Source organism: Candidatus Kaiserbacteria bacterium, from assembly GCA_016699245.1.
GTDB lineage: Bacteria > Patescibacteriota > Minisyncoccia > Phycocordibacterales > UBA918 > Damh-18.
The window spans coordinates 30,747-55,806 of the sequence record CP064968.1 but is presented as its reverse complement, the minus strand read 5'-3'; the positions used below and the strand labels follow the sequence as shown (position 1 = coordinate 55,806).

Annotated in this window: 12 protein-coding genes; 5 read left to right on the top strand and 7 right to left on the bottom strand. The window is 50.2% G+C overall.

Going from position 1 to position 25,060, the window contains the following annotated elements; genetic code table 11:
* Positions 1 to 15: 15 nt before the first annotated feature.
* Positions 16 to 690, top strand: coding sequence for a transposase (locus IPH92_00200; GenBank protein QQR64992.1), 675 nt, complete (start codon positions 16 to 18; stop codon positions 688 to 690).
* 86 nt (positions 691 to 776) lie between these two features.
* Here IPH92_00200 and IPH92_00195 read toward each other — a convergent pair whose 3' ends face one another.
* Both IPH92_00195 and IPH92_00190 read right to left on the bottom strand, forming a co-directional pair.
* Positions 777 to 10,229, bottom strand: coding sequence for a hypothetical protein (locus tag IPH92_00195; GenBank protein ID QQR64991.1), 9,453 nt, complete (start codon positions 10,227 to 10,229; stop codon positions 777 to 779).
* Positions 10,230 to 10,503: 274 nt separating this feature from the next.
* On the bottom strand, positions 10,504 to 14,127 hold the full coding sequence (locus IPH92_00190; GenBank protein QQR64990.1) for a hypothetical protein: 3,624 nt from the start codon (positions 14,125 to 14,127) through the stop codon (positions 10,504 to 10,506).
* Positions 14,128 to 15,037: 910 nt separating this feature from the next.
* Here IPH92_00190 and IPH92_00185 point away from each other — a divergent pair.
* On the top strand, positions 15,038 to 16,798 hold the full coding sequence (locus IPH92_00185; protein ID QQR64989.1) for a threonine--tRNA ligase: 1,761 nt from the start codon (positions 15,038 to 15,040) through the stop codon (positions 16,796 to 16,798).
* A gap of 493 nt (positions 16,799 to 17,291) precedes the next feature.
* On the opposite strand, the gene IPH92_00180 is transcribed toward IPH92_00185, so the two are convergent.
* The gene (locus IPH92_00180) at positions 17,292 to 17,552 is read right to left on the bottom strand and encodes an antitoxin (protein QQR64988.1); all 261 of its coding nucleotides are present in this window, start codon (positions 17,550 to 17,552) and stop codon (positions 17,292 to 17,294) included.
* A 97-nt stretch (positions 17,553 to 17,649) separates the two neighbouring features.
* Here IPH92_00180 and IPH92_00175 point away from each other — a divergent pair, with 97 nt between their 5' ends.
* Together IPH92_00175 and IPH92_00170 are read left to right on the top strand one after the other, a co-directional pair.
* Positions 17,650 to 17,898 carry a type II toxin-antitoxin system HicA family toxin gene (locus IPH92_00175; GenBank protein QQR64987.1) on the top strand — a complete coding sequence of 83 codons (249 nt, stop codon included), beginning with the start codon at positions 17,650 to 17,652 and terminating at the stop codon, positions 17,896 to 17,898.
* Positions 17,895 to 18,206 (top strand): hypothetical protein, encoded by a 312-nt coding sequence (locus IPH92_00170; protein ID QQR64986.1) that lies wholly within the window; start codon positions 17,895 to 17,897, stop codon positions 18,204 to 18,206. Before IPH92_00175 ends, IPH92_00170 begins: the two co-directional genes overlap by 4 nt.
* A 119-nt stretch (positions 18,207 to 18,325) precedes the next feature.
* Here IPH92_00170 and IPH92_00165 read toward each other — a convergent pair whose 3' ends face one another.
* The 3 genes from IPH92_00165 to IPH92_00155 all read right to left on the bottom strand — a co-directional run bounded on the left by IPH92_00165 (position 18,326) and on the right by IPH92_00155 (position 21,650).
* Positions 18,326 to 18,610: a hypothetical protein gene (locus IPH92_00165; GenBank protein QQR64985.1), complete on the bottom strand. Its 285-nt coding sequence runs from the start codon at positions 18,608 to 18,610 to the stop codon at positions 18,326 to 18,328.
* A gap of 14 nt (positions 18,611 to 18,624) precedes the next feature.
* Positions 18,625 to 20,673: a hypothetical protein gene (locus IPH92_00160; GenBank protein ID QQR64984.1), complete on the bottom strand. Its 2,049-nt coding sequence runs from the start codon at positions 20,671 to 20,673 to the stop codon at positions 18,625 to 18,627.
* Between the two features lie 251 nt (positions 20,674 to 20,924).
* On the bottom strand, positions 20,925 to 21,650 hold the full coding sequence (locus IPH92_00155) for a sortase (GenBank protein QQR64983.1): 726 nt from the start codon (positions 21,648 to 21,650) through the stop codon (positions 20,925 to 20,927).
* A 127-nt stretch (positions 21,651 to 21,777) separates the two neighbouring features.
* On the opposite strand from IPH92_00155, the gene IPH92_00150 reads away from it, so the two are divergent.
* Positions 21,778 to 22,833 carry a hypothetical protein gene (locus IPH92_00150; GenBank protein QQR64982.1) on the top strand — a complete coding sequence of 352 codons (1,056 nt, stop codon included), beginning with the start codon at positions 21,778 to 21,780 and terminating at the stop codon, positions 22,831 to 22,833.
* Positions 22,834 to 22,951: 118 nt separating this feature from the next.
* Here the strand turns inward: IPH92_00150 and IPH92_00145 are convergent, their stop codons facing one another.
* Complete coding sequence (locus IPH92_00145) at positions 22,952 to 25,051, bottom strand: type IIA DNA topoisomerase subunit B (GenBank protein QQR65434.1); 2,100 nt, start codon at positions 25,049 to 25,051, stop codon at positions 22,952 to 22,954.
* Positions 25,052 to 25,060: the final 9 nt, after the last annotated feature.

Genomic DNA, 25,060 nt, shown 5'->3' with positions numbered 1-25,060 from the left:
TGTTAGAATATCAGTATGCATACAGAGTTTTTTCACGTACTCAACAGAGGAGTTGAGAAGCGTACGATATTCCTTGATTCAAGGGATTATGCCAGATTTATTCATGATTTATATACGTTTAACGTTCAAGGAAGAAGCGACACCAACCATCGACGAAACACAAAAATGACGGACATCCGATGTCCGTCATTAGCAGGTGAAGGTGAACGGCTGGTGCAGATACACTTCTTTTGTCTCATGCCAAACCACTACCACCTCATGCTCTCCCCTCTCGTTGAAGGTGGGGTGTCTCTCTTTATGAAAAAGATAAATATGGGGTACGCAAAGTATTTTAATGAGCGATATGAACGCTCTGGTGGACTCTTTCAAGGTAAGTACAAATCCATACGTATCACCTCAGATGCACACTTCATGTATCTCCCCTTTTATATTCACCTCAATCCACTTGACCTCACCACACCAAAATGGCGCGAGGGAGAAATTCCTTCTGCACAACACGTCGAGGAATTACTTTCAAAATACAAATGGAGTAGTCATCTCGACTACAGTGGCAAAAGTAATTTTGGTTCAGTTACTGACCGAACATTTTTTCTCAAATATTTTGGAGGCTCAGCAGGCTATACAAAAGCATTTCAGTCGCACCTCAAAAAATTTAACATACTTCACCTTGATGGTGTAACCCTTGAGTAATGCGTGTGCGCGTGTGAAGCATACAAAAATGACGGACAATGACGGACATCCGATGTCCGTCATTTTATCAATTTTATTTCTCTTTTCTAAATCGCCCCGCCACCACCACCGCCACCGCCCGTGGCTTGGTGGTATACCTTTGCTTGTATGGCATCCACAGAGAGGGTGTTTGCAGAGGTATTGCCAATAATTTCAATTGCAAAACTACCGTTTGCGAATTCGAGGGGAGTCCAGGTGCGACCCCAATTGTCCGATGATCCTCCGAGAACGAACACCGTGTCGGTGAGTCCGAGGGTGCTCGTGGTCTTCAGTGAGGTGAGTGTTGAGCCGTTATTCCAGGAGAGCCCTATTGAGATAGTCCCTGCTGCCGTACTGCCCGATGCCTCTACCTTTACCTCAACACCCACTATGGTGTTGTTGAGTGGTACATCAAATCCAAAGGTGGTGAAGGTATGGCGCGAGCCATTGCCACTCGTCGTCGTGTACACACCATTTGAGGTGTATACATTCGTACCATTCGTCCATCCACCCTGTGGGCTACCCTGCCCACTTGGTGCATTGAAGCCGGGTTCATTGCCTATCGGGGTGCCACTGTCGGGGTCGACGCCACCTCCTCCACCACCTCCGCCACCGCCACGTATTCCGTCACCCGCTGGAGGTGCACCCCCAATACCGGCGTGTACTCCGCCACCACTACTGCCACCACCGCCCCCTCTCATGTGTTGTACACCAGAGAGCGTGCTGAGGAGCGTGGTGAGACCGGTGGTGTCTCCGGTGAGTGCTACGTCGATGGCACTCAGGTTGAGTGTGAAGCCCTCGGTCACGCGTACATTGTCTACGGAGCCTACGAGTACATAGTTGCGTGCGGTGGAGGTTGCACTGAATGGTGTGCTAAAGGTCACGGTGCCGTTGTCACCCGTGAGGGTAACACTTGGGGAACCGCCCACGGCGGTATCTCCTGCGTCGAATGTCTTGCTGTTGTTGTTGTCACGGTAGAGTGCGAAGTTTGAGAGGTCACCGGTACTCACTCCATTGGCTCCCGTGATACGGAGGGTGAGGTTTGAAATGGTGCTGTTTTCACCCACTGAAGAGAGATTGAAGGCAAAGAGTGGGATGCCTGTCTCTGTGGTGGAATTGATATTGTCACTCACTTGGCCACTCGTGTGATTCAAGAGGGTTCCGAGTCCACTGATGCTCATCGTCTTATCGTCTGCATCGTCACTCACGGCGTCACTTGCGCCACCGAGGTATATGTTGAGTCCAGTGGTAGCGGTACTCACCCCGAGGAACTGGGTGAAAGAAAGCCCGTCTACGGTGAGGGTGTCTGCGGCGCTAAAGTCATTCGAAACAGGTATTACGAGTGTCGTGCCGTTGTTTTCGTATGAGACGGGGTTTGATACTTTGCCCGAGGCGGTACCGCCAAAGGTGGCGGTGGTGTCGGTGGTGTCCCACTTCATGGTGAGAGAGGTAGAGGCGATGCGGATGCGGATGTCGTTTGTGGCGGTGACAAGTCCGCCGGGGGTGTCGGTGATGGTCAGGGTACTTATCGTGGTGGTGGGTTCAGAGTAGTAGAAGGACTGGTTGGAGGCGGAGGAGAGGGATGGTACGGGATCAGCGATAAAAGTCCATCTATTATTATTACCTGAATCCACTGATGTGGTGGCGGTGATATTGCCGAGCGTTGTGGAGCCACTACTATCCTTCACATCAACGTACGAAATATCATATGCACCACTTATTTCAATACCAAAACGTGTCCCCTCAGTCGTTGAGCGAAGTTGTACCTTGTTGCCTGAGGTACCATACAGGGTAGCGGTATTGAGGGATGTGGTAGCGTTTTCTGCAAACTTCATACTAATACTTGGCGACGTTGCCTTGAAGTGGCCGGTGACGGCAAAGGGTGCGCCGAAGATAGTAGGAGCAGACGTATTGAGTATTTCCACGTTCTTAAATGCACTTGAGCCGGTCATGGTGCCGGTGGCGGTCTGTGTCGTATTGCCGTTAAAGGTCGTGGTGCCCGTTACTGCGAGGGTGCCCGAGTTGGTGTAGTTACCCGCAATAGAGAGGCTGGTTGATGACAGGGCTACCACGCCCGAGTCTATCGAGAGATTGGTGGTCGAAGCATTCGCATTGATAAACTTTGGACGTTCATTGTATATCGTAGCGATTTCTCCGGCGGTAAGAATTCGATTGTACATACGGATATCGTCCATGTCTCCATTGAAAGAACGATCATTCCCCGCACGGTCTCCGAACCAGAGGTTGTGTGCCGCATCACTATTCGCTGCACCCGAATTATTAGTGTCAAACGCAAGAGGACTCAATACACCGTTTATGTAAAAGACTGGATCATTGCTTGCCGAACTGTTGTCGTAGGTCACCGCGACATGTTGCCATGTGTTCCCTCCGGTAGTAATAGTGTTGTTTCCAGTATTCCAAAAACCAAGACCTCCTGCAAAATAATGTCCAAAGCGCAAACTACTCACATTGTCTCCGTTCGACACATAAAACAACCACCCAGTCGCTGTGCCTGCATCTTTATCAGCGATTCGCCCATAATCACTATCACCAAGGGTAACCGGATTTATCCATGCGGTGATGGTTTTTTGGGTGACATCATCGAGCGACGCTGGAGACCCCACATTGATATAATCATCATCTCCACCAAGATCAACGGCCTGGCCGACTTTACCTGCTTTCCAGGTTGGACCATTGGTGAGCGTACCGGTATTACCATTTCCCGATGAATCGTATGCTTCTGTCCCCGATCCTTCATCGAGGTTCCACTTCCCTATGAGTCCAGATGGAGAGGTGGTCGTATTACCCACAGAACTAAGTGTACCAAAGGCAGAGGTACCCGAGAGCGTACCACGCAAAAACTGTGCCTGTGTGGTGCTTGCGAAGAGTATCGTACCCCCATTGTGGGTAAAGGTGCCGTTGTTGGTATAGTCACCAAGAATCGTGAGCGTGCTAGCGGGTGCAACAACCGACGCACCTGCGTTGATAGTGAGGTTGGTTGTCGTGGCACTCGTGGCAAAGGACATGCTCGCGGTGTTTGCGAAAGTGACCTTACCAAGTGGCTGAGTGGCGTTAATACTCTTCCCCGTGGTAGACGCAGTGAATTGAAATGTACCATTATTTATGATAGTTGCCGTAGATGATGCAGTGAGTGAACCTCCGATATAGGTCCAATTATTATTTGGCATCATTTGCTTATATGTAGCACCACTCGCTATGTGGAGGGCACCATCGACACTTGAGGAACTGGCGTTGGCACCTATGGTTAACTCTCCATCAGGAGAAAATGTTTTCCCTGCATTGATATACAATTTGTTCCCTGAAAAGATTTGTCCTATATATCCCTCAGCATCAACCGCTTCAAACTGAATATCAGCATCATCACTATTATTATACCGAGTCATAGCTAAGAGCGTGATGGCTTCAGCACCCTCATGCGAGACAATCACCCTATTTTGATACAGATTAAGTCCTGATATATCGGCGGATGATGAATCTGCTTTGGTGACGAGCGACGCCCGCGTAGAACCGTCATTGTCTACCCAGACGAGAATAGGAGTCCCCTGAACAATGGTATGCCCTGCAGGTACGGTAAAACTCCAAGCACCTGATGCTGCAGAGGTCGTACTATGGAGACTCAGTGTCGATGTACCCACCATGATACCCAATGTCTTTGGCGCGGTAATAGGTGTTGTCCCTTCGTCGCTATAGAGGATACCGGAAAGTACAATCACTGAACCTGAGGCAAAAGTCCAACACGTGTTATTGCCACTGTCGGTGAGACCGGTACCACTGAGGGCAATGGCGTTATCACAGGCATTGGAATCTTTGACGTTTATATACGAAAGAGTGTATGTGCCCTCTATATCAAGGGGTGCTTGCGTGCCAGGGGTGGTGGCGCGGAGAGTGATGCTCTCTGTACTGCTACCAATGATTCCTGCAGTAGCGAAGGTGGTGGTGCCCTGTGAACTGAGGATGATGATAGTGCCGGGGGTCGTGGCAGTGAATTTGCCACTTACCGTCAGTGGAGTAACAAAGGTGGTGGAGGCGACACTGTTCGTAATAGTGAGGTTGCTAAACGCACTCGTACCCGTCATGGTGCCGGTGGCGGTCTGTGTCGTATTGCCATTAAAGGTGGTGGTGCCGGTGCCGGCGACGAAACGGCCGTTGTTTGTGTAGTCTCCGGAAAGAGAAAGGCTGGATGGAGCAACGACGATTGTGTTTGATGCAGTGGTGAAATTAGAGGTGCTCGCGTTACTTGCAAAGGTGGTGGTAGCGCTGGTGTTGGTAAAGGCGACGTTGCCGAAGGCGCTCGCGCCGGTCATGGTGCCATTGAGGGTTTGGGCGCTCACGCCACTAAAGGTGGTGGTACCGACCGCGCTTGTCATGACGCGATTGAAACCAGAGTACGCCACCGCCACAAAGAGGCCATTGCCGTAGGTGACGGAGACCCATTCGTTATTGGCGGCGGCGGTCTGGGCGGTCCAGTTGATGCCGTCGGGGGAGGTCATGACGCGGTTGTTCACGGTACCAGCTCCAGTACCAGACACCGCCACAAAGAGGCCATTGCCGTAGGTGACGGAGACCCAGGTGTTGTTGGCGACAACGGTGCGGGGGGTCCAGGTGATGCCGTCGGGGCTGGTCATGACGCGGTCATTGATGGTGCCAGAAAAAGCCACTGCCACAAAGAGGCCATTGCCGTAGGTGACGGAGACCCAGTTGTTGTTGGCAGCGGCGGTCTGGGCAGTCCAGTTGATGCCGTCGGGGGAGGTCATGACGCGGTCGTTGATGGTGCCAGTCTCAGCCACCGCCACAAAGAGGCCATTGCCGTAGGTGACGGACCACCAAGAGTTGTTGGCGGCGGCGGTGCGAGGGGTCCAGGTGATGCCGTCAGGGGAAGTCATGACGCGGTCGTTGATGGTGCCGGCACCAGTACCAGACACCGCCACGAAGACCCCATTGCCGTAGGTGACGGAGCGCCAGGTGTTGTCAGCGGCGGCGGTGCGAGGGGTCCAGGTGATGCCGTCAGGGGAAGTCATGACTTTGTCGCTTATGGTGCCGGAACCAGCCACTGCCACAAAGAGGCCGTTGCCGTAGGTGACGGAGTACCAGTAGTTATTGGTAGCGGCGGTGCGGGGGGTCCAGGTGATTCCGTCAGGGGAAGTCATGACGCGGTCGTTGATTGTGCCAGCGCCAGTACCAGACACCGCCACAAAGAGACCATTGCCGTAGGTGACGGATTGCCAGATGTTGTAGGCGGCGGCGGTGCGGCTGGTCCACACCTTCCCTCCTGGGTTTGAGGACGTGCCGTTGTTGGTGTATTGACCAGAGACGGAGAGGTTTTCCGGCGCGACGACCGTCGCGCCGGCATCCACCATAAAATTAGATGTACTTGCATTCGTAGTCGTCGTCGCAAAAGACTTGAGTCCTCCGCCGGTAAACTCCACGTTTCCAAAGGCGCTTGCGCCCGTCATGGTGCCACCGAGGGTCTGGGCGCTCACGCCACTAAAGGTGGTGGTGCCGTTGAAGGTGGTGGTGCCGGCGTTCGCGAGGAAGGCGCCTGCGTTCTGGTAGTCGCCGGCGATACTCAGAGATGGTGGTGCGGACACGACACCGGATTCAATGATGAGGTTGGTGGTAGAGGCGTTTTGTGAGAAGACTTTTGGACGTTCGTTATAGAGGTCGCTGATTTCGTTCGCGGTGAGCGCGCGGTTGTAGATTCGATTATCATCAAGAGAACCAGCAAAATAAGTCAACCCACCAGACGCGTTGGTCCACCCTGTGGTGTACCCAGCACCAAACTGCGAATAGGTTGCACCAAAATCAGTAATTGCATTACTGAGAATCCCCACAAACGAACCGTCAACGTAGAGGGATTGGCTATTACCGCCTGAGACTGCGAGCGCAACATGGTGCCAAGCACCGTCGGTATACGTTCCGGAAGTTGTGATTGGGTGTGTCGCACCATCCCATAGTTGAGCGTAAATTTTATTATCGGTACCGATATAGATAGCGGGAACATAACTACTGGGACCACTTCCCACCATACCAGCTTGATATCCCGCAATTACACCCGTTGTGGTCGTCTTGAACCACGTGGCGATAGTAATGTCACTACGATGAGTCTGTATCAAGTTAGGAATAGCTACATAATCTGTTGTTCCATTGAGCGAAATTGCCTTACCCCTATTCTCAGAAATCCAAGAAGGAGTTCCATTGAGCGTCCCCGTATTCCCACCCCCACTCGCATCCCGCACCGTCGTGCCACTTCCCTCCTCAAACATCCATTTACCGACGAGGCCTGATGTTGGAGCAGTGGTGGTAGCACCGATGATGCGGAGCGTACTGAAGGCCGACGTACCGGTGGCAGTACCCATGATACCCTGTGCGGCGGTGGTGGAGGCGATGGTGACCGTGGCGTTGTTGTGAGTGAAGGTGCCACTGTTCTGGTAGTTACCGAGGATGGTAAGACTGGTGGCGGGAGCAGTTAGGGTGCCGGCGGTGATGGTAAGGGCTGAGGTGGTGGCTGCTGATGCAAACGCCCATGCACCACCTGCTCCATTGAAGGTGGTGTTACCAAGGGTAGCGAGTGGTACATCAATACTCTTTCCGGTGGTCGTTGCATTAAAGGTGAGGGTGTGGGTGCCAGGGGTAAAGGTTGCGGAGGATGATGCGGTGAAATTGCCGGCAAGGGTGGTGGTGCCTCCTGCGGTGTAGATGCTACTTGCAGGAAGGTGAAGTGAACCATCGGTGCCGGTGCCGGCGTTCCCCTGTATGGTGACGGCGCCTAGGGGAGTGAAGGACTTCCCTGTTTGGATATGGAGTTCGTTGCCAGCGTTTAATACAAGCCCTGCGCTTGTTGTTGTCGCATTGTATTGAATGTCACTGTCGTTGTCGTTGTCATAGAAGGACATGTCAGTGAGTGTCGTTGAGGTACCACTTGTTGCCTCATGCGACACAATCACTCTATCTTTATAGAGACTAAGGCCAGAGATATTAGAGGTGGATGTTGCCTTCGTGAGGAGTGCGGCACGGGTGGTGCCGTCATTATCTACCCAAGCGAGGATAGGGGTAGAGGTGCCGATGGTGTGGCCGGTGGGGATGGTAGCAGTCCATACGCCAGAACCATTGGAGGTAGTGGTGTGGACTGAGGGGGTGGTGGTGCCGATAGCGAGAGCAATGGTCTTCCCTCCGTTTATCGTGGTGACCCCTTCGTCGCTATAGAGGGTACCGGAGATGATGAGATCACTCGTGGAGATGCTGGTGGTAGTACTTATATCGGCTGAGTATGAAGTACCGTATGCGTTTGTTGCGTATGCGCGGGCGTAAATGAGTGTGCCCTGGGGGAGACCGGTGCGTGCCTGCGTAAAGACACCCGTTCCCGTACCGCCTTCTGCAAGACAGTTGGTCACCGGGGACGCACTGGTGCCCCAGCAGGTACCACGGGCACTCAGTGGTGCTCCGCCGTCACTCGTGATATTGGCGCCGAATGTTGCGGTTGTAAAACTGACGGCAGTAACGGTGGGGGTGGTGAGTGTAGGGGTGGTTGAACTTACAAATGTGCCATCTGCTGAATATGCGGTACGGGTGACACTTGCACCGTCAGTATATGTCGTATACCCACGATAGTAGTACAGTGTGCCCGCTGTCAGACCTGTACGTGCCTGCGTGAAAGCACCTGTTCCCGTACCACCTTCTGCAAGACAGTTGATGGTGGGAGACGAATTCGTGTCCCAGCAGGTACCGCGAGCATTAATAGTGTTGGTACCTGTGGAAACAAGGGTAGCACCGAGGGTAGCGGTACTTGAACCCACGGCAGTAGCAGTGGGAGTAGTGAGTACGGGAACAGCATTGGTGCTAAAGGTACCATCTGCCGAATATGTCGTACCCGAGGCATTTGTCGCATATCCACGATAGTAGTAGAGAGTACCCGTCGCCATACCGGTGCGTGCCTGCGTAAAGACACCCGTTCCCGTACCGCCTTCTGCGGTACAGTTGGTGACGGGGGATGCGCTGGTGCCCCAGCAGGTACCGCGCGCACTCAGTGTTCCCCCACCGTCACTCGTAATGGTAGCGCCGAGAGTTGCACTATTAAGGCCTATAGCAGTGGTAGTGGGGGTGGTAACGGTAGGGGTGGTGGAACTAATACTCATCGTCTTATCATCGGCATCATCACTCACGGCGTCACTTGCCCCCGCGAGGTATATGTTGAGCCCGATGGTGGCGGTACTCACCCCAAGGAACTGTGAAAAAGAAAGTCCGTCTATGGTGAGGGTGTCCCCTGTTCCAAAGTTGGTGTCAACAGGAATCACAAGTGTGGTGCCGTTGTTTTCGTAGGAGACAGGGTTTGATACTTTGGCCGAGGCGGTACCGCCAAAGGTGGCGGTGGTGTCGGTGGTGTCCCACTTCATGGTGAGGGAGGTAGAGGCGATGCGGATGCGGATGTCGTTTGCTGCGGTGACGAGTCCGCCAGGAGTGTCGGTAATGGTGATGGTACTTATGGTGGTGGTTGCTTGACCATAGAAAAAGGCTTGGTTGGCTCCTGAGGAGAGGGTGGGTGCTGCGACGCCGAGGGTGGTAGTGCTTACGTCGGCTGAGTATGCGGTGCCTGATGCGTAGGTAACATACGCTCGAGCGTAGATGAGGGTAGCCTGGGGAAGGCCAGTGCGTGCATGGGTGAAGGCACCAGTACTTGTCCCTGAGGTGGCAAGGCAGTTGGTGACGGGGTTGGGACTCGTGCCCCAGCAGGTGCCACGTTCGGTGATGGGGTATGCGGAACCTATACTGGTTTTGTATATGATACCCGTAGCACCGGAGCCTGCGTAAATAGAACTATTCGCGAAATCGATGACGAGAGCGTTTATAGTGGTAGCGGGAGTGTCTGTTGCGGTGGTGAAGTCATTTGTAGAATCACAGCCTGTGGAGGTGAGGCACTGATATATGACACCGTTTGCGCCCGTGCCTGCGTAGAGGGTGCTACTTGAGATGGTGAGAGCGTAGATATCTGTCTGTGGGGTGTCTGTTGCCGTCGTGAAGTCACCCGAGGCGTCACAACCTGTCGTGAGAAGGCATCGGTAGATGATGCCGTTCGGGCTCGTCCCTACATACAGAACACCATTAGCTGAGTCACTCGTGAGGGAATAAATCTGCGATTCTGTGGTGTTGTATGCAAGGGTAAAATCCACATCAGCATCACACCCCGTGGAGAGGAGACAGCGGTAAATATTACCACCATTACCCGAGCCTGCGTAGAGCGTGCTACTGGCAATGGTGAGGGAATGGACGTCTATCTGTGCGGCAGGTGCATATGCAGTCGTGAAGTCAGTCTGGAAGTCACATCCCGAAGAAAGGGCACATCGATAAATTGTAAATTGATCTGAATTATCTTGACCCCCCATGTAGAGTATGTTGTTTACTGAATCTGCAACTAATGTACGGCTTGATTGAGGAGAAGATGGTGTCCATGCAGTCGTAAAATCACCCGAGGCGTCACACCCCGTGGAGAGGAGACAGCGGTACACAACAGTATTGTCTGTGCTTGTAAAGCCGTTAACAAACAGAGTACTACTCGCAATGGCAAGAGAGGAGATATTTGAATGTGTAGTGTCATACGCAATAACGAAGTCTCCTGTGGAATCACACCCTGTAGAAAGGAGACAGCGGTAGATGATGCCACTACCTCCTGACCCTGCGTAGAGAACACCATTTACGGAGTCAACGGTGAGGGCTTTTATGTTTGCCTCTGGCGTATCTGTTGCAGTCGTAAAAGTCGAGAAAGAACCTAAGATCGTCCCCCTATCGTTGCAGTACTCGTTCCCACTGCGGTGACATTCTCCGTACCCGGTACGAAGGTGCCTTCGGTGAGGAAGAGGGTGTCACTTGAGTATGCGGTGCCGGTAGCGTTTGTGGCATAGGCACGGGCGTAGATGAAGGTGGCCTGCGAAAGGCCGGTGCGTGCCTGCGTGAAGACACCCGTTCCTGTACCGCCTTCTGCAACACAGTTGGTGACGGGGATGGGGTCGTGCCCCAGCAGGTACCACGGGCGGTCAGTCCCCCACCGTTACTTACGATGGTGCCACCGAGGGTTGCGGTAGTGGAACTAATGGCGGTGGCGGTGGGAGTGGTGAGGGTGGGCAAGGCGGAATAGATAACTATCGTCTTATCATCAGCACCATCACTCACGGCGTCACTTCCTCCCGCGAGGTACATGTTGAGCCCCGTGGTTGCGGTACTGGTGCCGAGGAACTGGGTGAAGGAGAGTCCACTCACCGTGAGTGTCTCTCCTGCACTAAAGTTGGTGTCTACAGGTATTACGAGTGTCGTGCCATTGTTTTCGTAGGAGACGGGGTTTGATACTTTGCCCGAGGCGGTACCGCCAAAGGTGGCGGTGGTGTCGGTGGTGTCCCACTTCATGGTGAGGGAGGTAGAGGCGATGCGGATGCGGATGTCGTTTGCTGCGGTGACCGATGCGCCCACGTTATCGGTAATGGTGATGGTGCTGATGGTGGTCGTTGCTTGCGCGTATGAAAAGACTTGGTTGGAGGCGGAGGAGAGGGTGGTTGGTGGCACACTAAGAGTGGTGGTACTTATGTCAGCTGAGTATGCGGTGCCTGATGCATAGGTAACATACGCGCGCGCGTAGATGAGAGTGCCACTCGGAAGACCAGTACGTGCATGGGTGAAGGCGCCGGTACTCGTCCCTGAGGTGGCAAGGCAATTGGTGACGGGGGATGGGCTGGTTCCCCAGCAGGTGCCACGTTCGGTGATGGGGTATGCGGGACCTATTTCGCTTTTGTATATGATGCCGTCTGCGCCCGAGCCTGCGTAGAGCGCATTATTTGCGGAGTCGATGGCGAGAGCGTAGATAGCGGTCGCAGGGGTGTCTGTTGCGGTGGTGAAGGCGCCGAGGCCATCACACCCCGTGGGGAGGAAACATGCGTAGATGACTCCACGAGGACCCGTGGCTGCGTAGCGTGTGGTGCTTGAAAATATGATGGAGTATATTTCGTCATCGGCCGTGTTCGCGGGACTATTAAAATCACCCGAGGCGTCACACCCCGTGGTGAGGAGACATGGGTAAAAGATGCCGTTCGGACTTGTCCCTACATGGAGGACGCCGTTAACTGAGTCAAACGCGAGAGAAAGAATTTTTGTTTCTGTGGTGTCGAAAGCAGTTGTGTAATCTACCGTAGCGTCACAGTCTGTAGAGAGGAGGCATCGGTAGATAATACCTTCTGTGTCCGTTCCTGCGTAGAGGGTGCTACTTGCGATGGTCAGGGAGATAATTTTTTGACTTACAAACGTGCTATACGCTTGTGAGAAGTCACCCCAGTCTTCACATCCCGTGGAGAGGAGGCATCGATGGATAGACTCCTGGGTACCAGCATAACTTCCTCCTACGTAAAGGACACCGTTAACAGAATCAACGGTGAACGAATAAAAGAAGTCAACAGGACTACTAAGCACTTCTGTAAAATCACCCGAAGCGTCACACCCCGTGGAGAGGAGGCATCGGTGGATGGTGCCAAAACCTGCACCTGTTATTGCTGCTACATACAAAGTACTACTCGCAATAGTGAGTGCGAACATATCTGTAGACGCAGTGTCATATACAATAGTGAAATCTCCAGTGGAGTCACACCCTGTAGAAAGGAGACAGCGGTAGATGTATCCATTCGTATCTGACCCTGCGTAGAGAACACCATTTACGGAGTCAACGGTGAGGGCTTTTATGTTTGCCTCTGGCGTATCTGTTGCAGTCGTAAAAGTCGAGAAAGAACCTAAGATCGTCCCCCCTATCGTTGCAGTACTCGTTCCCACTGCGGTGACATTCTCCGTACCCGGTACGAAGGTGCCTTCGGTGAGGAAGAGGGTGTCACTTGAGTATGCGGTGCCGGTAGCGTTTGTGGCATAGGCACGGGCGTAGATGAAGGTGGCCTGCGAAAGGCCGGTGCGTGCCTGCGTGAAGACACCCGTTCCTGTACCGCCTTCTGCAACACAGTTGGTGACGGGGGATGGGGTCGTGCCCCAGCAGGTACCACGGGCGGTCAGTCCCCCACCGTTACTTACGATGGTGCCACCGAGGGTTGCGGTAGTGGAACTAATGGCGGTGGCGGTGGGAGTGGTGAGGGTGGGCAAGGCGGAATAGATAACTATCGTCTTATCATCAGCACCATCACTCACGGCGTCACTTCCTCCCGCGAGGTACATGTTGAGCCCCGTGGTTGCGGTACTGGTGCCGAGGAACTGGGTGAAGGAGAGTCCACTCACCGTGAGTGTCTCTCCTGCACTAAAGTTGGTGTCTACAGGTATTACGAGTGTCGTGCCATTGTTTTCGTAGGAGACGGGGTTTGATACTTTGCCCGAGGCGGTACCGCCAAAGGTGGCGGTGGTGTCGGTGGTGTCCCACTTCATGGTGAGGGAGGTAGAGGCGATGCGGATGCGGATGTCGTTTGCTGCGGTGACCGATGCGCCCACGTTATCGGTAATGGTGATGGTGCTGATGGTGGTCGTTGCTTGCGCGTATGAAAAGACTTGGTTGGAGGCGGAGGAGAGGGAGACGGTGCGTTGTTCACGTAATGCCATAGTGAGTGCCGCCATTGAATTGTTCGCCTGTGTACCTAAGTCCATAACAAATGCTGCAGGATCTTCGGCGCCTGATGTCCATGCCTTATACGCACCAACTGATGCAGAAGTGTAGTTGGTGGAATCAAACTGCAGATATGCATGAGCGTACCCTGCAATTGCAGGAATCGCAGCGTCGACATTTGCTCCCGCACCCCCTCCTGTACAGAGTACGTACGATCCACTGGTGACGGGGGTTATTGCGGGACAATCAACGTCTTCTGTAGTGTTACTGGTTGCCGTCGTCGATGCGACATCCATCGGCGTCGTGAGATCCACACCCCGAAAAACCATCGCGAGGCAGGTCGATGCACTACCGGCCGTTGCACTCCCGTTACAAGAAACTGTTGTATCGGGAGTCGCCGTCATAAACTTATAATTCACTGAGAAATTAACGTCTCTGTTATTATTTGCATACAAATCGGCCATTTCTGTATAGCCCGCTGTGCCGACGCCAGGATTACCATCTGCAGTACCAACGTATGTATTTACCACAACAACAAAATCATCCTGTGCTGCAGTACTCGAGATACCCCCCGTGAGTCCGGTGAGGGAGAGATTGTATGCGGCATTATCGCCCGATGCAGTCGTAGAACCGACAAATTGAATTGCGGCCTCAGCCTTTGCCGAAGGAAAACAAACCACTATCAAAAAAAGTCCAAATGCAACAATCAGTGAGACCTTCTTATGATGCACTCCTCGTGCATGTAAAAAACACTGAGTAAAGAAAAAACCTATTCTTTCCAAAAAGAACTGGTCGCGCGAGGTACTCACTGTGGCATCAGACTGTTGCATGTACGAATACATATATTGTATCGAAAAAGTGACGCAACACAGAGTATTTTTCGTGGATAACTTTCAACACTTCATTTTATATTTAAAGGAAAAATTAGGAGATCGAATGTCCAAATTTTTAAGAGCACATATTCTCGCGAGACAAGACCTTAGGCAGGTCAGTGGCATACCCCGAAGTCTTTCCCCTAGGATAGCCCTCGGGGCAACTTTACGATGGTCGACATCGTAAGTCGAACAGACGTATGGGTGACTTACGATGTCACACATAGAGCATGATTTAACTATGTGCGCACTCCGAGAACTATCATAGGAGATTCTCCTAGGTTAGTCCTCGGGGTTACAAAACCCATTATTATATAAATATCTCGGCTAATCGAGAATGTGGAAGCATTCTTTTTTTTAAAAAGTGAGTGCTTTTATCTTAGTTCGGATACTGGTGAAAAAGAGGTTTCAACCGGATGTATCCACATGAGATATCCTCATGCATACTTCCGCGCAAGATGTATTTTGTCTGGCTATTTTACACCACTCCACATCCCATACCAGTTCCCCTTCTCGCTTCCCTATGCTCCAATTTGACATTGGGTGCAGACACGCTACCATAGTGAATCAGAAGTTGTGACGTCTACCAAACGTCAGCCCTCTTGGGCGTACTCATATATGAGCACCTAATCTGCATATAAGCGTCGAGAGCAAAACTCTCGGAAGCTCGGTGGAACCGCGGCTTGCAGGAATGCAAAGATCGTCCGAGCAAAAACATGAGAAATCGTGTTTTTGCTTGGGCGTTTTTTAGATGAGCAAACGAACACAAAGAGGTTGTCGAATCTGAATCTCGATTCTCCCCTTCTCGGGCTAATCGCTAGATCCAGCGACACGGACTTTTATTCAGAGTTAAATATACAAAATTATTATGGAACCACTTTTAGAGAAGAAGCGACACACCCTTGCCCACCTCCTTGCGACTGCGGTGCGCAAAGAATTTCCACACGCAAAACCCACCATCGGTCCGGCTATCGAAACGGGGTTTTACTATGACTTTGATTTTAACGGAGGACCGACACCGAAGGATGAGGACCTGAAGAATATCGAACGTCACATGAAAAAGATGCTTGCAACGTGGAAAGTATTTTCACACACAGTGGTGACCCCCGATATTGCGCGCGACACCTTCAAAAATAATCAGTACAAGATAGAACTCATTAACGACCTCGAAAAAAATGGTGAGACCATCACTCTGTACACTGTGGGAGAGGGTGCAAGTGAGTTCACCGACCTCTGTCGTGGAGGACACTCAGAGTCTCCTGCAAAAGATATCGACGTCGACTCCTTTACACTCACCTCCGTGGCCGGTGCATACTGGCGTGGGGACGAAAAAAATGCGATGCTCACGCGCTTGTATGGTCTTGCTTTTGACACGAAAGACGATTTAGTCAAGTACCTTGCCGGTGTCGTGGAAGCAAAGAAGCGCGACCATAGGAAACTGGGTAAGGAGCTTGACCTCTTCACTTTCTCTGAATTGGTGGGGTCTGGTCTCCCCCTCTATACCCCAAAAGGTACGATTCTGCGCGATGAATTAGGGAAATTCTCTGAATCACTCCAGTCACGTGCTGGCTTTGAAAAGGTCTGGATTCCGCATATTACAAAGATTGATTTATACAAGAAATCAGGCCACTGGGATAAGTTTGGCCACGAACTTTTCCTTGTAAAGAGCCAGGAGTCGAGTGACGAATTTGCACTGAAGCCCATGAACTGCCCGCATCACACACAGATTTATGCCTCACGACCACGCAGTTATCGTGACCTCCCCGTGCGGTACATGGAGACCACCACGTGCTATCGCGACGAGAAGACAGGTGAACTCGGTGGGCTCACGCGCGTACGTTCGCTCACGCAGGATGACGCACATGTCTTTTGTCGTCCCGACCAAATTGAGCAAGAGTTTGAAAGTATTATGCAGATGATTAAGTCACTCTACCGAGCACTCGGTATGGAGTTTAAGGCGCGCCTCTCATTCCATGATCCCGAGCAAAAAGAAAAATATCTAGGTGATTCTGAACTATGGAAAAGTGCTGAAGAAAAAATTGAGTTGGTGGCAAAGAAGCTTGGACTCGACTATCACGTCGCTATTGGTGAGGCAGCATTCTATGGTCCAAAAATTGACATTATGGTTATCGACGCACTAGGGCGAGAATGGCAGTGTGCTACCCAGCAACTCGACTTTGTGCAGCCGGGCCGTTTTGACCTAGAATACACGGATAAAGACGGGACGAAGAAAACCCCAGTAATGATCCACAAAGCGCTCCTTGGCACCATAGATCGCTTTCTAGGGGTATATATAGAGCATACCGCAGGTAATTTCCCTCTTTGGCTTGCTCCTGAGCAAATACGCATTATTCCGGTGGCGGATGCACACCACGAATATGCACAGCATGTGTATGAGGAATTGAAGGCAGTGGGTATTCGTGTCACCCTTGTTGACGCCAGTGAATCCCTGGGCAAGCGTATTCGTGCCGCAAAGACTGATAAACTTCCCTACTTTGCTGTGGTCGGTGACGCAGAAATTACCAACAAGAATGTGACACTCGAATCGAGAGGCGGTGGCACAAGCCAAATGAAACTCGACAAACTCGGCAACCACCTCCTCGCTGAGATTGAGGCAAAGGTGTTGTAGTCGCAAACTCTAAAATTCTTTTTCGGTTAGAATCGCACAGATTGGAGACAGAACTCTTTTTCCGCACTGCTTTTCTTCAGCACGCATAAGACCCAAAACCTCATTCTACGAATGCGGGTTTTGGGTCTTTGCTCCGCTCCTCCCCTGAGGTCGTCCTGGTCACCACATTGCATTGTGAGAGCATGTGGCGACAGCCAAGATTTTCTAATTTGCTTCGCTCATAAGAAGAATCTAGGCAGGCTGAATAAAAGCAGTACGTCAACGAGTTCTTTTACTAAAATCCGTTGAGTTACAACTTTTGCAGCGCCTCGCGGAGCCCTCATTGGGCGAGCGGAGCAAAGGCCTGAGAACTAAAAGCATTGCTTTTAGTTCTCAGGCCTTATGCGTGCGGGGCAAAAGTTCGTGACGAGAAAGGATTTTAGGAAAAGAGTTCAGAGAAAGAGTTCTGTCACTTTTCTTTCAAGAGGTTTCTATGTAGTGTTGTCCACCCCGACTACACATTCTTCTGAATAAGCGCAGTGATGTATGTTTGGTATGACAGTCCCTCACGGGCGGCTGCTGCTTTCACACGGAGAAGATTGCGTTCGGAGATACGGAGTGTAATCATCTTGTTTCGTGCAAAGGTATTTTGTGCGATTTGCGCATATCTCTTTTTTTCTTCCGCGAGATTGGGGACAGAGGAATACGCACCCTGTGCAAACGCGTTCTCAATTTCCTGCTCTTCCTTCGTTAATACAAATGGATCTTTTTTCATAATTTATTAGTTGAGATACTTCTCTATCTCCTTCCTGATTATATACCACTGCTTTGATACTTGCATTGTAACTACATTTATATATAATGTAGTTACAATGAGTCAGATTGAAAAACTGCTTCAAAAGTTTGACCATTCACCACAGAATGTTCGTTATGCAGATATCGAAAAAATCCTTATTTACGTTGGTTTTGAGAAAATATATGCAAAAGGCAGTCACGTAAAGTGGAAACACTCGCAGTTACAACACGATATTATTGTCCCCGTACACAACAATGAGTGTAAAAATTTCTACAAGCAGCAGATACGCACTCAGATACAAGTATTCATAAAAAGAAATATATGAAAACAAAAGCAAGTATAACTATAAAAAATAAAATATATCCCTATACGCTTGAAAAAACAAAGTCAGGGACAGTGCATTTTATTGCGAAAGGCGCATGTATTGATCAAGAGTTTCTTGAGGAAGATTTATCATCGGTCATTCTCGATCTACCTAATCTAATTATTGCCGAACAAGAGTATGGGCGGAAACAGTCAGACGTCATTCGTTTTCGTGTGTCAGGAGCAGATAAGGCGCGTATTGAAAAAAGAGCGATTGAAAAAGGGTACGATTCTGTATCGCAGTATGTGCGGGACTTGGCTCTGGGATAATATCTCATGGAGCAACAGAAGTTACTCGCCTTCCCTATTTGCCCGAAGCAAGACCTTAGGAAATGTGGCGTGAACAGCAAAACCCCGCGGCGAAGTCGCGGGGTTTTGCTGTTCCTCACTTATGCGAGGAGTGTTATGACGCGTTCTTTGTTGAGTACGGTCCACTCATTTTCAGTAGGATACTTGGTCTTTGCGCGTGCAATAACTTTATCCAAGAGTTCCATCTGTTCAGCACGGGTGCCGTGATTCGCAATGAGACGGAGTGCATCACTCGAGATGAGTGTTGCATGTATGTGCGCATGCGTTTCAAGTGCTTTGAGCGCGTCAATTTCATCCTCCACTTCACCTTCTGGCAATACCGGAAGATTGGGAGGAATTTCAGGTGTCGCCACGGGTGTGACCACATCTTCCTCCCTAGTTACTTTGAGAGCATCCGGGAGTGCTTTTTTTTTAGGACAAGCGCGTAGGCGAGTACAAGACCCCAGAGAGCGATTGCACCGTAGAAAATAGCGGTAAGCATTGGCCCTGCTTCAAATCCTGTGTAGGGGACCTGTGAGAGTGAGATACCACTCACGGTGCCCTTTCCAACTTCAACATTGAGCACGCACGTTTCCTTCTTGTTGCCGTCATAGACATCAAGGGTATACTTGGTGGTCTTTGATGGCTTTACGGTAAGGAAATCTACATCCTCATCGATATCACTATTCTTCTTTGAGTCTGCAAGTGTCTTGCCGTTGTTGTCCTTGAGGACAAGGCGGTCAGTAGCGTCGTTTATCCATGAGAGGATAACGCTCTCACCGGTGCGGATAGCACTGTCGGAAACGCTAAATTCACAACGAAGTTTGTCGTTATCATTGTTGTCATCATCTTCGTCTACCTTGACACTCACGCGACACGTATCAGTATCGCCATCACCGCGCGCAGTCAAGGTAAAAGTGGTGTCTTCATCGATGGTTACTGTTTCGCTTCCATCATCGTCAACATCACCCACACCTTGGTTAATATCAACATCGTCTGCGTCGGTAGTCTTCCAACGGAGTGTAACTTTATCTCCTTCTTCGACACGAGAATCACTTACCGTGAATGAATCACAGCGAGCATCATCGTCATTGTTGTTGTTATTACGGCTACTTCCACCACTGTATGAGTTGTAGTTATAGTTGCTGTTGTTGTTTACATTCGTGATAGTAGTTGTCGCAACGTAGTTATTGTTTACATTCGTGATAGTAGTTGTGGTTCCGGAAGTAGTATTTTCCGCATCAACACCGACCGATACCTGACACGTATTGGTTTCAGCACCATTACGCGCGGTGAGAGTGAAGGTTGTACTACGGAAGAGATAGACCGTGGTATTCCCATCGAGTGCGACTGTACCAACACCTTCGTTGATGAGCACACTCTGTGCGTCAGTAGTATTCCACGCGAGTACCACTGCTTCTCCTTTCTTGATATGTGATTTACTTGCAGTAAACGAATCGCACTTCACTACTTGTGTTGGTGGATTCACTTTTGGTGTTACGTGAACGGAGTCGGTACACTTTACCGTACCACCATTTCCTGTTGCGGTAAGTTCATAGTTTTTTGTCTGTGTTGGGTACACAACTTTTGTACCATCAACAGTGACTGCTCCAATGGTGTCAATAGACACTGCGGTTGCATTGGTGGTATCCCATGTAAATGTTGCTGATCCACCTTCCGTAATAGATTCAGGATTAATACTGAATGTACAGAGTGGCGCTGGATATACCACCTCTTTTGGAGTTACGTGCACTGACTTTGCACATATTGCCGTACCACCTTCACCTGTTGCGGTAAGCGTATAGGTCTGTGACTGTGTTGGTGTAAGGTCCTTAGAGCCATCAAGTACCACAGAACCAATTCCTGCAATCGAGACTGCAGATGCGTAACTGGTATCCCATACAAGCTTTACTGAATTCCCCTCTACGATTGAACTAGGGAGAACATTCAAGGTACAGGTAGGTGCATGAGTTTCTTCCTCCTCACAGCCCCATGTACACTCGTCGTGATCATCACAATCGTGGTAATCACACCAGTCATGACCACAGGTGTTTGTATGCACGTGTGCAGACGCGTACGCGCTGCCGGTGTTCCAGGCGTAGGCTTCCCCAGAAGTGACTCCCGCATCATCTGTCCCTGTTGATGACCATGCGTAGTCTTCAGTATTAGCACCTGCTTCTGCCTCGGCACCATTACCAAAAGCGGATGCGTGCGCTGATGCGTCAGACTCAGTTTCAGCCTCTGCACCTGCATCTGTTCCTGTACCCCATGTCCATGCGTCCGCATCTCCGAATACATCAGCCTCAGCTTCTGCAAAGGAAGACTGTGCAGTACTTCCACCGTTCCAGTCGAATGCATTTGTTGTTGCAACTGCTGGCACGATGAACAAGAGCGCTACCGGGAGTGCGATAATCGCACCTATGTATGCAATTGTGTATTTGTTCTTCATATAATGAGTTCGATAAAATTAAGTAATGAGTTCATACCTCTAAATATGCTCACCTACGCGTGTACGTAAACATATTGAAAGCATGGAAAGATTCCGCTTTTGACTGAAATTAATGTACAAAGCAAAATATGATTATTTTGCCATGAGCCATGCACACAGGCGCATGAAGAACAGAGGAGAACTATATAAAAATATTGTACATCACAACCTATTTTTTGTCAAAGTTCGGACACTTCTCCTCTCTCGACACACTAATCCTCAAGCGGGTATGAGTCTACGAGCGTGGCTTCCACTACGAAGCGGTCGTCCTTACTCGCAAAGGTATTACAGGTCGCGAGCACAAGCTTTGCGATATCATATTGCAGTGGCACCTCGGCGCTTGAAGCCTTTGCTTCGTATACCCTATCTACCGTGTACACGTATTCGGTGTCGCTGGAGCGGAGACGAATAGTATCTCCCCACTTTAGTTTTTGAATACCATTAAACGCTTGGAAGTTTTTATTCATGACATTCGGCAGATAACTTGAGTGTCCCAAAAGGAATATGGTGCCCTTCTCGGCAAAGTCTGCTGAGTCAGGATGACGAATCACACCAGAAAGAAGTGCTGCATCAAGTGCCTCCACCGAAGAAGATTCTGGATTAAGGACACGAACTTTTCTATCATCGAGTGAATCAAAAATGATAGCAATAGGAAAGGTTGCGTCTTCACTCACTACTGCAGTTGTATCGTGGGCGAGCGTATCCTGCTTTTCAGTTTCTTCATCACTGAGTGTCACATTCTCTGTTTCAGATACAGCCATCTGCTCCGCTTCCATGCGTGAGGGAGTTTCGTTACCATCGGTCTTTTGCTCCGGAAGGAAATCGACTATATAGAAAAAAGCATAGGTAAGCGCTATAGTCCCTACCGTCACAAAGAAAAAGACAATACGCTGTTCGCGCTTTGAAGAATACGGTGCGTAGGGATTTGCTTGAGTCATATATTAAAAATTGAGATTGATGTAGTTGTTAGAATAGTACATCATTTATAGTTTTTGTCAATACACTGCTTTTGCGCCATTTTTTGTGTGTTGACATAGTAGAATTATCGTGGTAGCATACTTGCATATGAATGAAACACAAACTCTAAAGAGTGCCGTCGTGAAGACACTTGCGATTGTTGGCTTTCTCGTCACCATCGCCTTTTTCGTGTATATCACCGTCGAAGGCAGTAAGCGTGCACCGGAAGGTTTTGCTTCCCTTGCGTCTATTGCAGAGACTATTAATCTCTACCGCCCTGCAAAAGAATTAACCATAGCGACCGAAAAGATTGTCGTAAATTCTGCTGAGTCATTCCAAATTTCTTGGACAGACTTCCGCACTGAAGGTGAATATGCCCTTACGTACGAGTGTGTCCCCGGAGTACGACTCGAGGTACGAAGTGGTGACGATACTTTTATGCCTATCGCTTGTACTGACACACTGACCCTCCCGGCGAATGTGCATGGGCTTTCCCTCACCGCGCTTTCTGATGACTTCCGCTTCACCGATATTCCCCTCACCGTTGCCTTCACAAATAATAAGACGGGAGATACTCTGAAACACACCACAAAGGTTACTGTCGTTAACGCAACAATTCCTGTACGTGAAGTAGCACACAGAGAAACGGCAACGACGACTGAAGTAGCTATCGTCGATACTGAAAAGAAGCCTGCGGATGTAAAGCCTGTACCTGAGGCGGTGAAGGAGCCTACCCAAAAGCCAGTTACGCCTACGGTGCCTCAAGAGCCAGTTGCGAAGCCCGTCATCCCTGTAGCACCTGCAAAGGAAATGTATACCGACCTCAGTGTGCAGATTCTGGGCTCTGGAGTGCTTCAAAATGGTGTCTTTGGATTCACCAAGACATTCAACACTGATGCACATAATGCGATTCGCTTTGATGTAATTAACCTCGGTACCAAGACTTCAGGCAACTGGTCATTCACCACAATCTTGCCTACGGGCGAAGTGTATACTTCACCCGTGCAGGCACCACTTGCCCCACAGTCACATGTGATGTTCACTCTTGGATTCTATCTCGATGTGGAGGAGGGTGAAGTAGTCACCTTCACCAATACGCTTTCAGTAGCTGGTGACACAAAGACAGGAAACAACACTGCGTCACTCAGTGTGGTGGTGGAATAATTGAAGCAAGAAAAATAAGCAAATCGCCGGCGCCCTACGGGCGCCGGCGATTTTGTATACCTACCAACAACAAAGCCAGGCATCCGCATGACGGACATCCGATGTCCGTCATTTTAGTTTAAACGTCGAGATTGGCCATGTGGGCGTTGGACTGGATGAATGACTTGCGACTTGAGACGTCGGTACCCATGAGAATATCGAACACCTTGTCAGCTTCGAGCGCATCGACAATAGACACCTGTTTCAATACACGATGGTCTGGATTCATGGTGGTTTCCCAGAGTTCTTCGGCATTCATCTCTCCGAGACCTTTGTAGCGTTGGATACGAATCTTAGGAGTCTTTGCTGTTGCCTCTGCCTCTACTTCTTCCTCCACAGGCTCGGGGGTCTCCTCCCCTTCTTCTACTTCTGACACGACAGCATCTTTCCCAAGAATCGCCATTTTTTCTTCATCATTGTAGGCATACATAATCTCCTTACCACGTTGAATCTTGTAGAGTGGCGGCTGTGCGATGTAGATATATCCCCCATCAATCACGGGACGGAAGTACCGGTAGAAAAGGGTGAGAAGAAGCGTGCGAATGTGCGCACCGTCCACATCGGCGTCTGTTGCAATAATGATTTTGTGATAGCGAAGTTTTGAAAGGTCAAACACATCACCAATAGCAGTACCCATAGCAACCACAAGATTCTTCACCTGTTCTGAGGCAAGCATCTTGTCGAGGCGAGCGCGCTCCACATTGAGAATCTTTCCGCGAAGCGGAAGGATTGCCTGTGTACGGCGATCACGACCCATCTTTGCCGAACCACCCGCAGAGTCTCCCTCTACAATAAAGATTTCTGATTCTGCAGGACTCTTTGTCTGGCAGTCAGCGAGTTTCCCCGGAAGGGTCATACCTTCAAGTGCGCCCTTGCGGAGAACCGAGTCCTTTGCAGCCTTTGCTGCCTTACGCGCCTTTACGGCAATCACCACCTTGTTGATGATTCCCTTTGCGTCATCCGGGTTTTCCTCGAGGAACTCGTTGAATGCATCACCAAAGACTGTCTCCACGGCACTGCGAGCCTCCACAGAGCCTAGTTTTGCCTTTGTCTGCCCTTCAAATTGTATTTCAGGCATCTTTACCGATACTACCGCAGTAATACCCTCAAGAACGTCATCTCCAGTGAATGCACCGTCTTTCTCTTTGAAGTAATTATTTTTCTTTGCGTAATTATTGAGAGTACGGGTGAGCGCAGTTTTAAAGCCCGTGATGTGTGTACCGTGCTCGGGGTTGAAGATGTTGTTTGCAAATGCACTAATGCGCGGACTGATATCATCTACATATTGGAGTGCCACCTCTACTGAAAGTACTGCAGGGTCTACATTCTGCTTCTCCACATAAAAGATATTTTTATGCACCGGCGTTTGGTAGTGATTGTTAAAAGCCACAAGCGAACGGAGCCCTCCCTCAAAGAAGAAGTGTTCGTGTGGTACCTCAAAGTGTTCATCAGAAAGATAGGTCTTCCCGAGAATACCCGACATAAACTTCTGCACATCTTTCTCAGTCACATCCTTTGTCTCCTCCTCAGTAGGACGTGCGTCAATGACACTAATGCGCATACTCTTTACTAAGTACGCTTGCTGGCGCAAGTGAGACACAATCCGCTTAAACTCGTACTTAATCTCAGGAAAAATAGTTCCATCAGCACGAAAGGTGATAATAGTGCCATGGAATTTCGAAGGGCCAACTTTCTTGACCTTTGCTTTTGGCTTGCCGATGGTGTACTCCTGAATGAAATACCCCCCATCACGATGCACTTCAGCAATCATGTGCGTAGAAAGCGCGTTTACCACCGATGCGCCCACGCCGTGGAGACCGCCAGAGACCTTGTATCCACCATCCTCCCCACCAAACTTTCCTCCCGCATGGAGTGTGGTGAGAATTGTCTCGAGAGCCGAGACTTTTGTTTGCTTGTGAGTATCCACCGGAATACCACGACCGTTGTCGACAACGCGAATATAGTTGCCCGGAAGCAGTGCTACCTCAATGCGATTGGCAAAGCCACCCATGGCCTCATCGCGCGAGTTGTCGAAAATCTCCCAAATGAGGTGATGCAGACCATCAGGACCAGTGGTACCGATGTACATGCCCGGGCGCTTGCGCACAGGCTCAAGACCTTCAAGAATCTGAATCGAATCAGCGCTATATGAACTTTGTTTACTCACGTTTTTGTCGATTTATAAATA

What these genes read in the sequence shown, in the direction of transcription:
- IPH92_00150 (QQR64982.1), top strand. Translation starts at nt 21,778, where the DNA reads ATGAATGAAACACAAACTCTAAAGAGTGCCGTCGTGAAGACACTTGCG.
- IPH92_00200 (QQR64992.1), top strand. Translation starts at nt 16, where the DNA reads ATGCATACAGAGTTTTTTCACGTACTCAACAGAGGAGTTGAGAAGCGT.
- IPH92_00155 (QQR64983.1), bottom strand. Translation starts at nt 21,650, where the DNA reads ATGACTCAAGCAAATCCCTACGCACCGTATTCTTCAAAGCGCGAACAG.
- IPH92_00170 (QQR64986.1), top strand. Translation starts at nt 17,895, where the DNA reads ATGAAAACAAAAGCAAGTATAACTATAAAAAATAAAATATATCCCTAT.
- IPH92_00175 (QQR64987.1), top strand. Translation starts at nt 17,650, where the DNA reads ATGAGTCAGATTGAAAAACTGCTTCAAAAGTTTGACCATTCACCACAG.
- IPH92_00180 (QQR64988.1), bottom strand. Translation starts at nt 17,552, where the DNA reads ATGAAAAAAGATCCATTTGTATTAACGAAGGAAGAGCAGGAAATTGAG.
- IPH92_00185 (QQR64989.1), top strand. Translation starts at nt 15,038, where the DNA reads ATGGAACCACTTTTAGAGAAGAAGCGACACACCCTTGCCCACCTCCTT.
- IPH92_00160 (QQR64984.1), bottom strand. Translation starts at nt 20,673, where the DNA reads ATGAAGAACAAATACACAATTGCATACATAGGTGCGATTATCGCACTC.
- IPH92_00190 (QQR64990.1), bottom strand. Translation starts at nt 14,127, where the DNA reads ATGCAACAGTCTGATGCCACAGTGAGTACCTCGCGCGACCAGTTCTTT.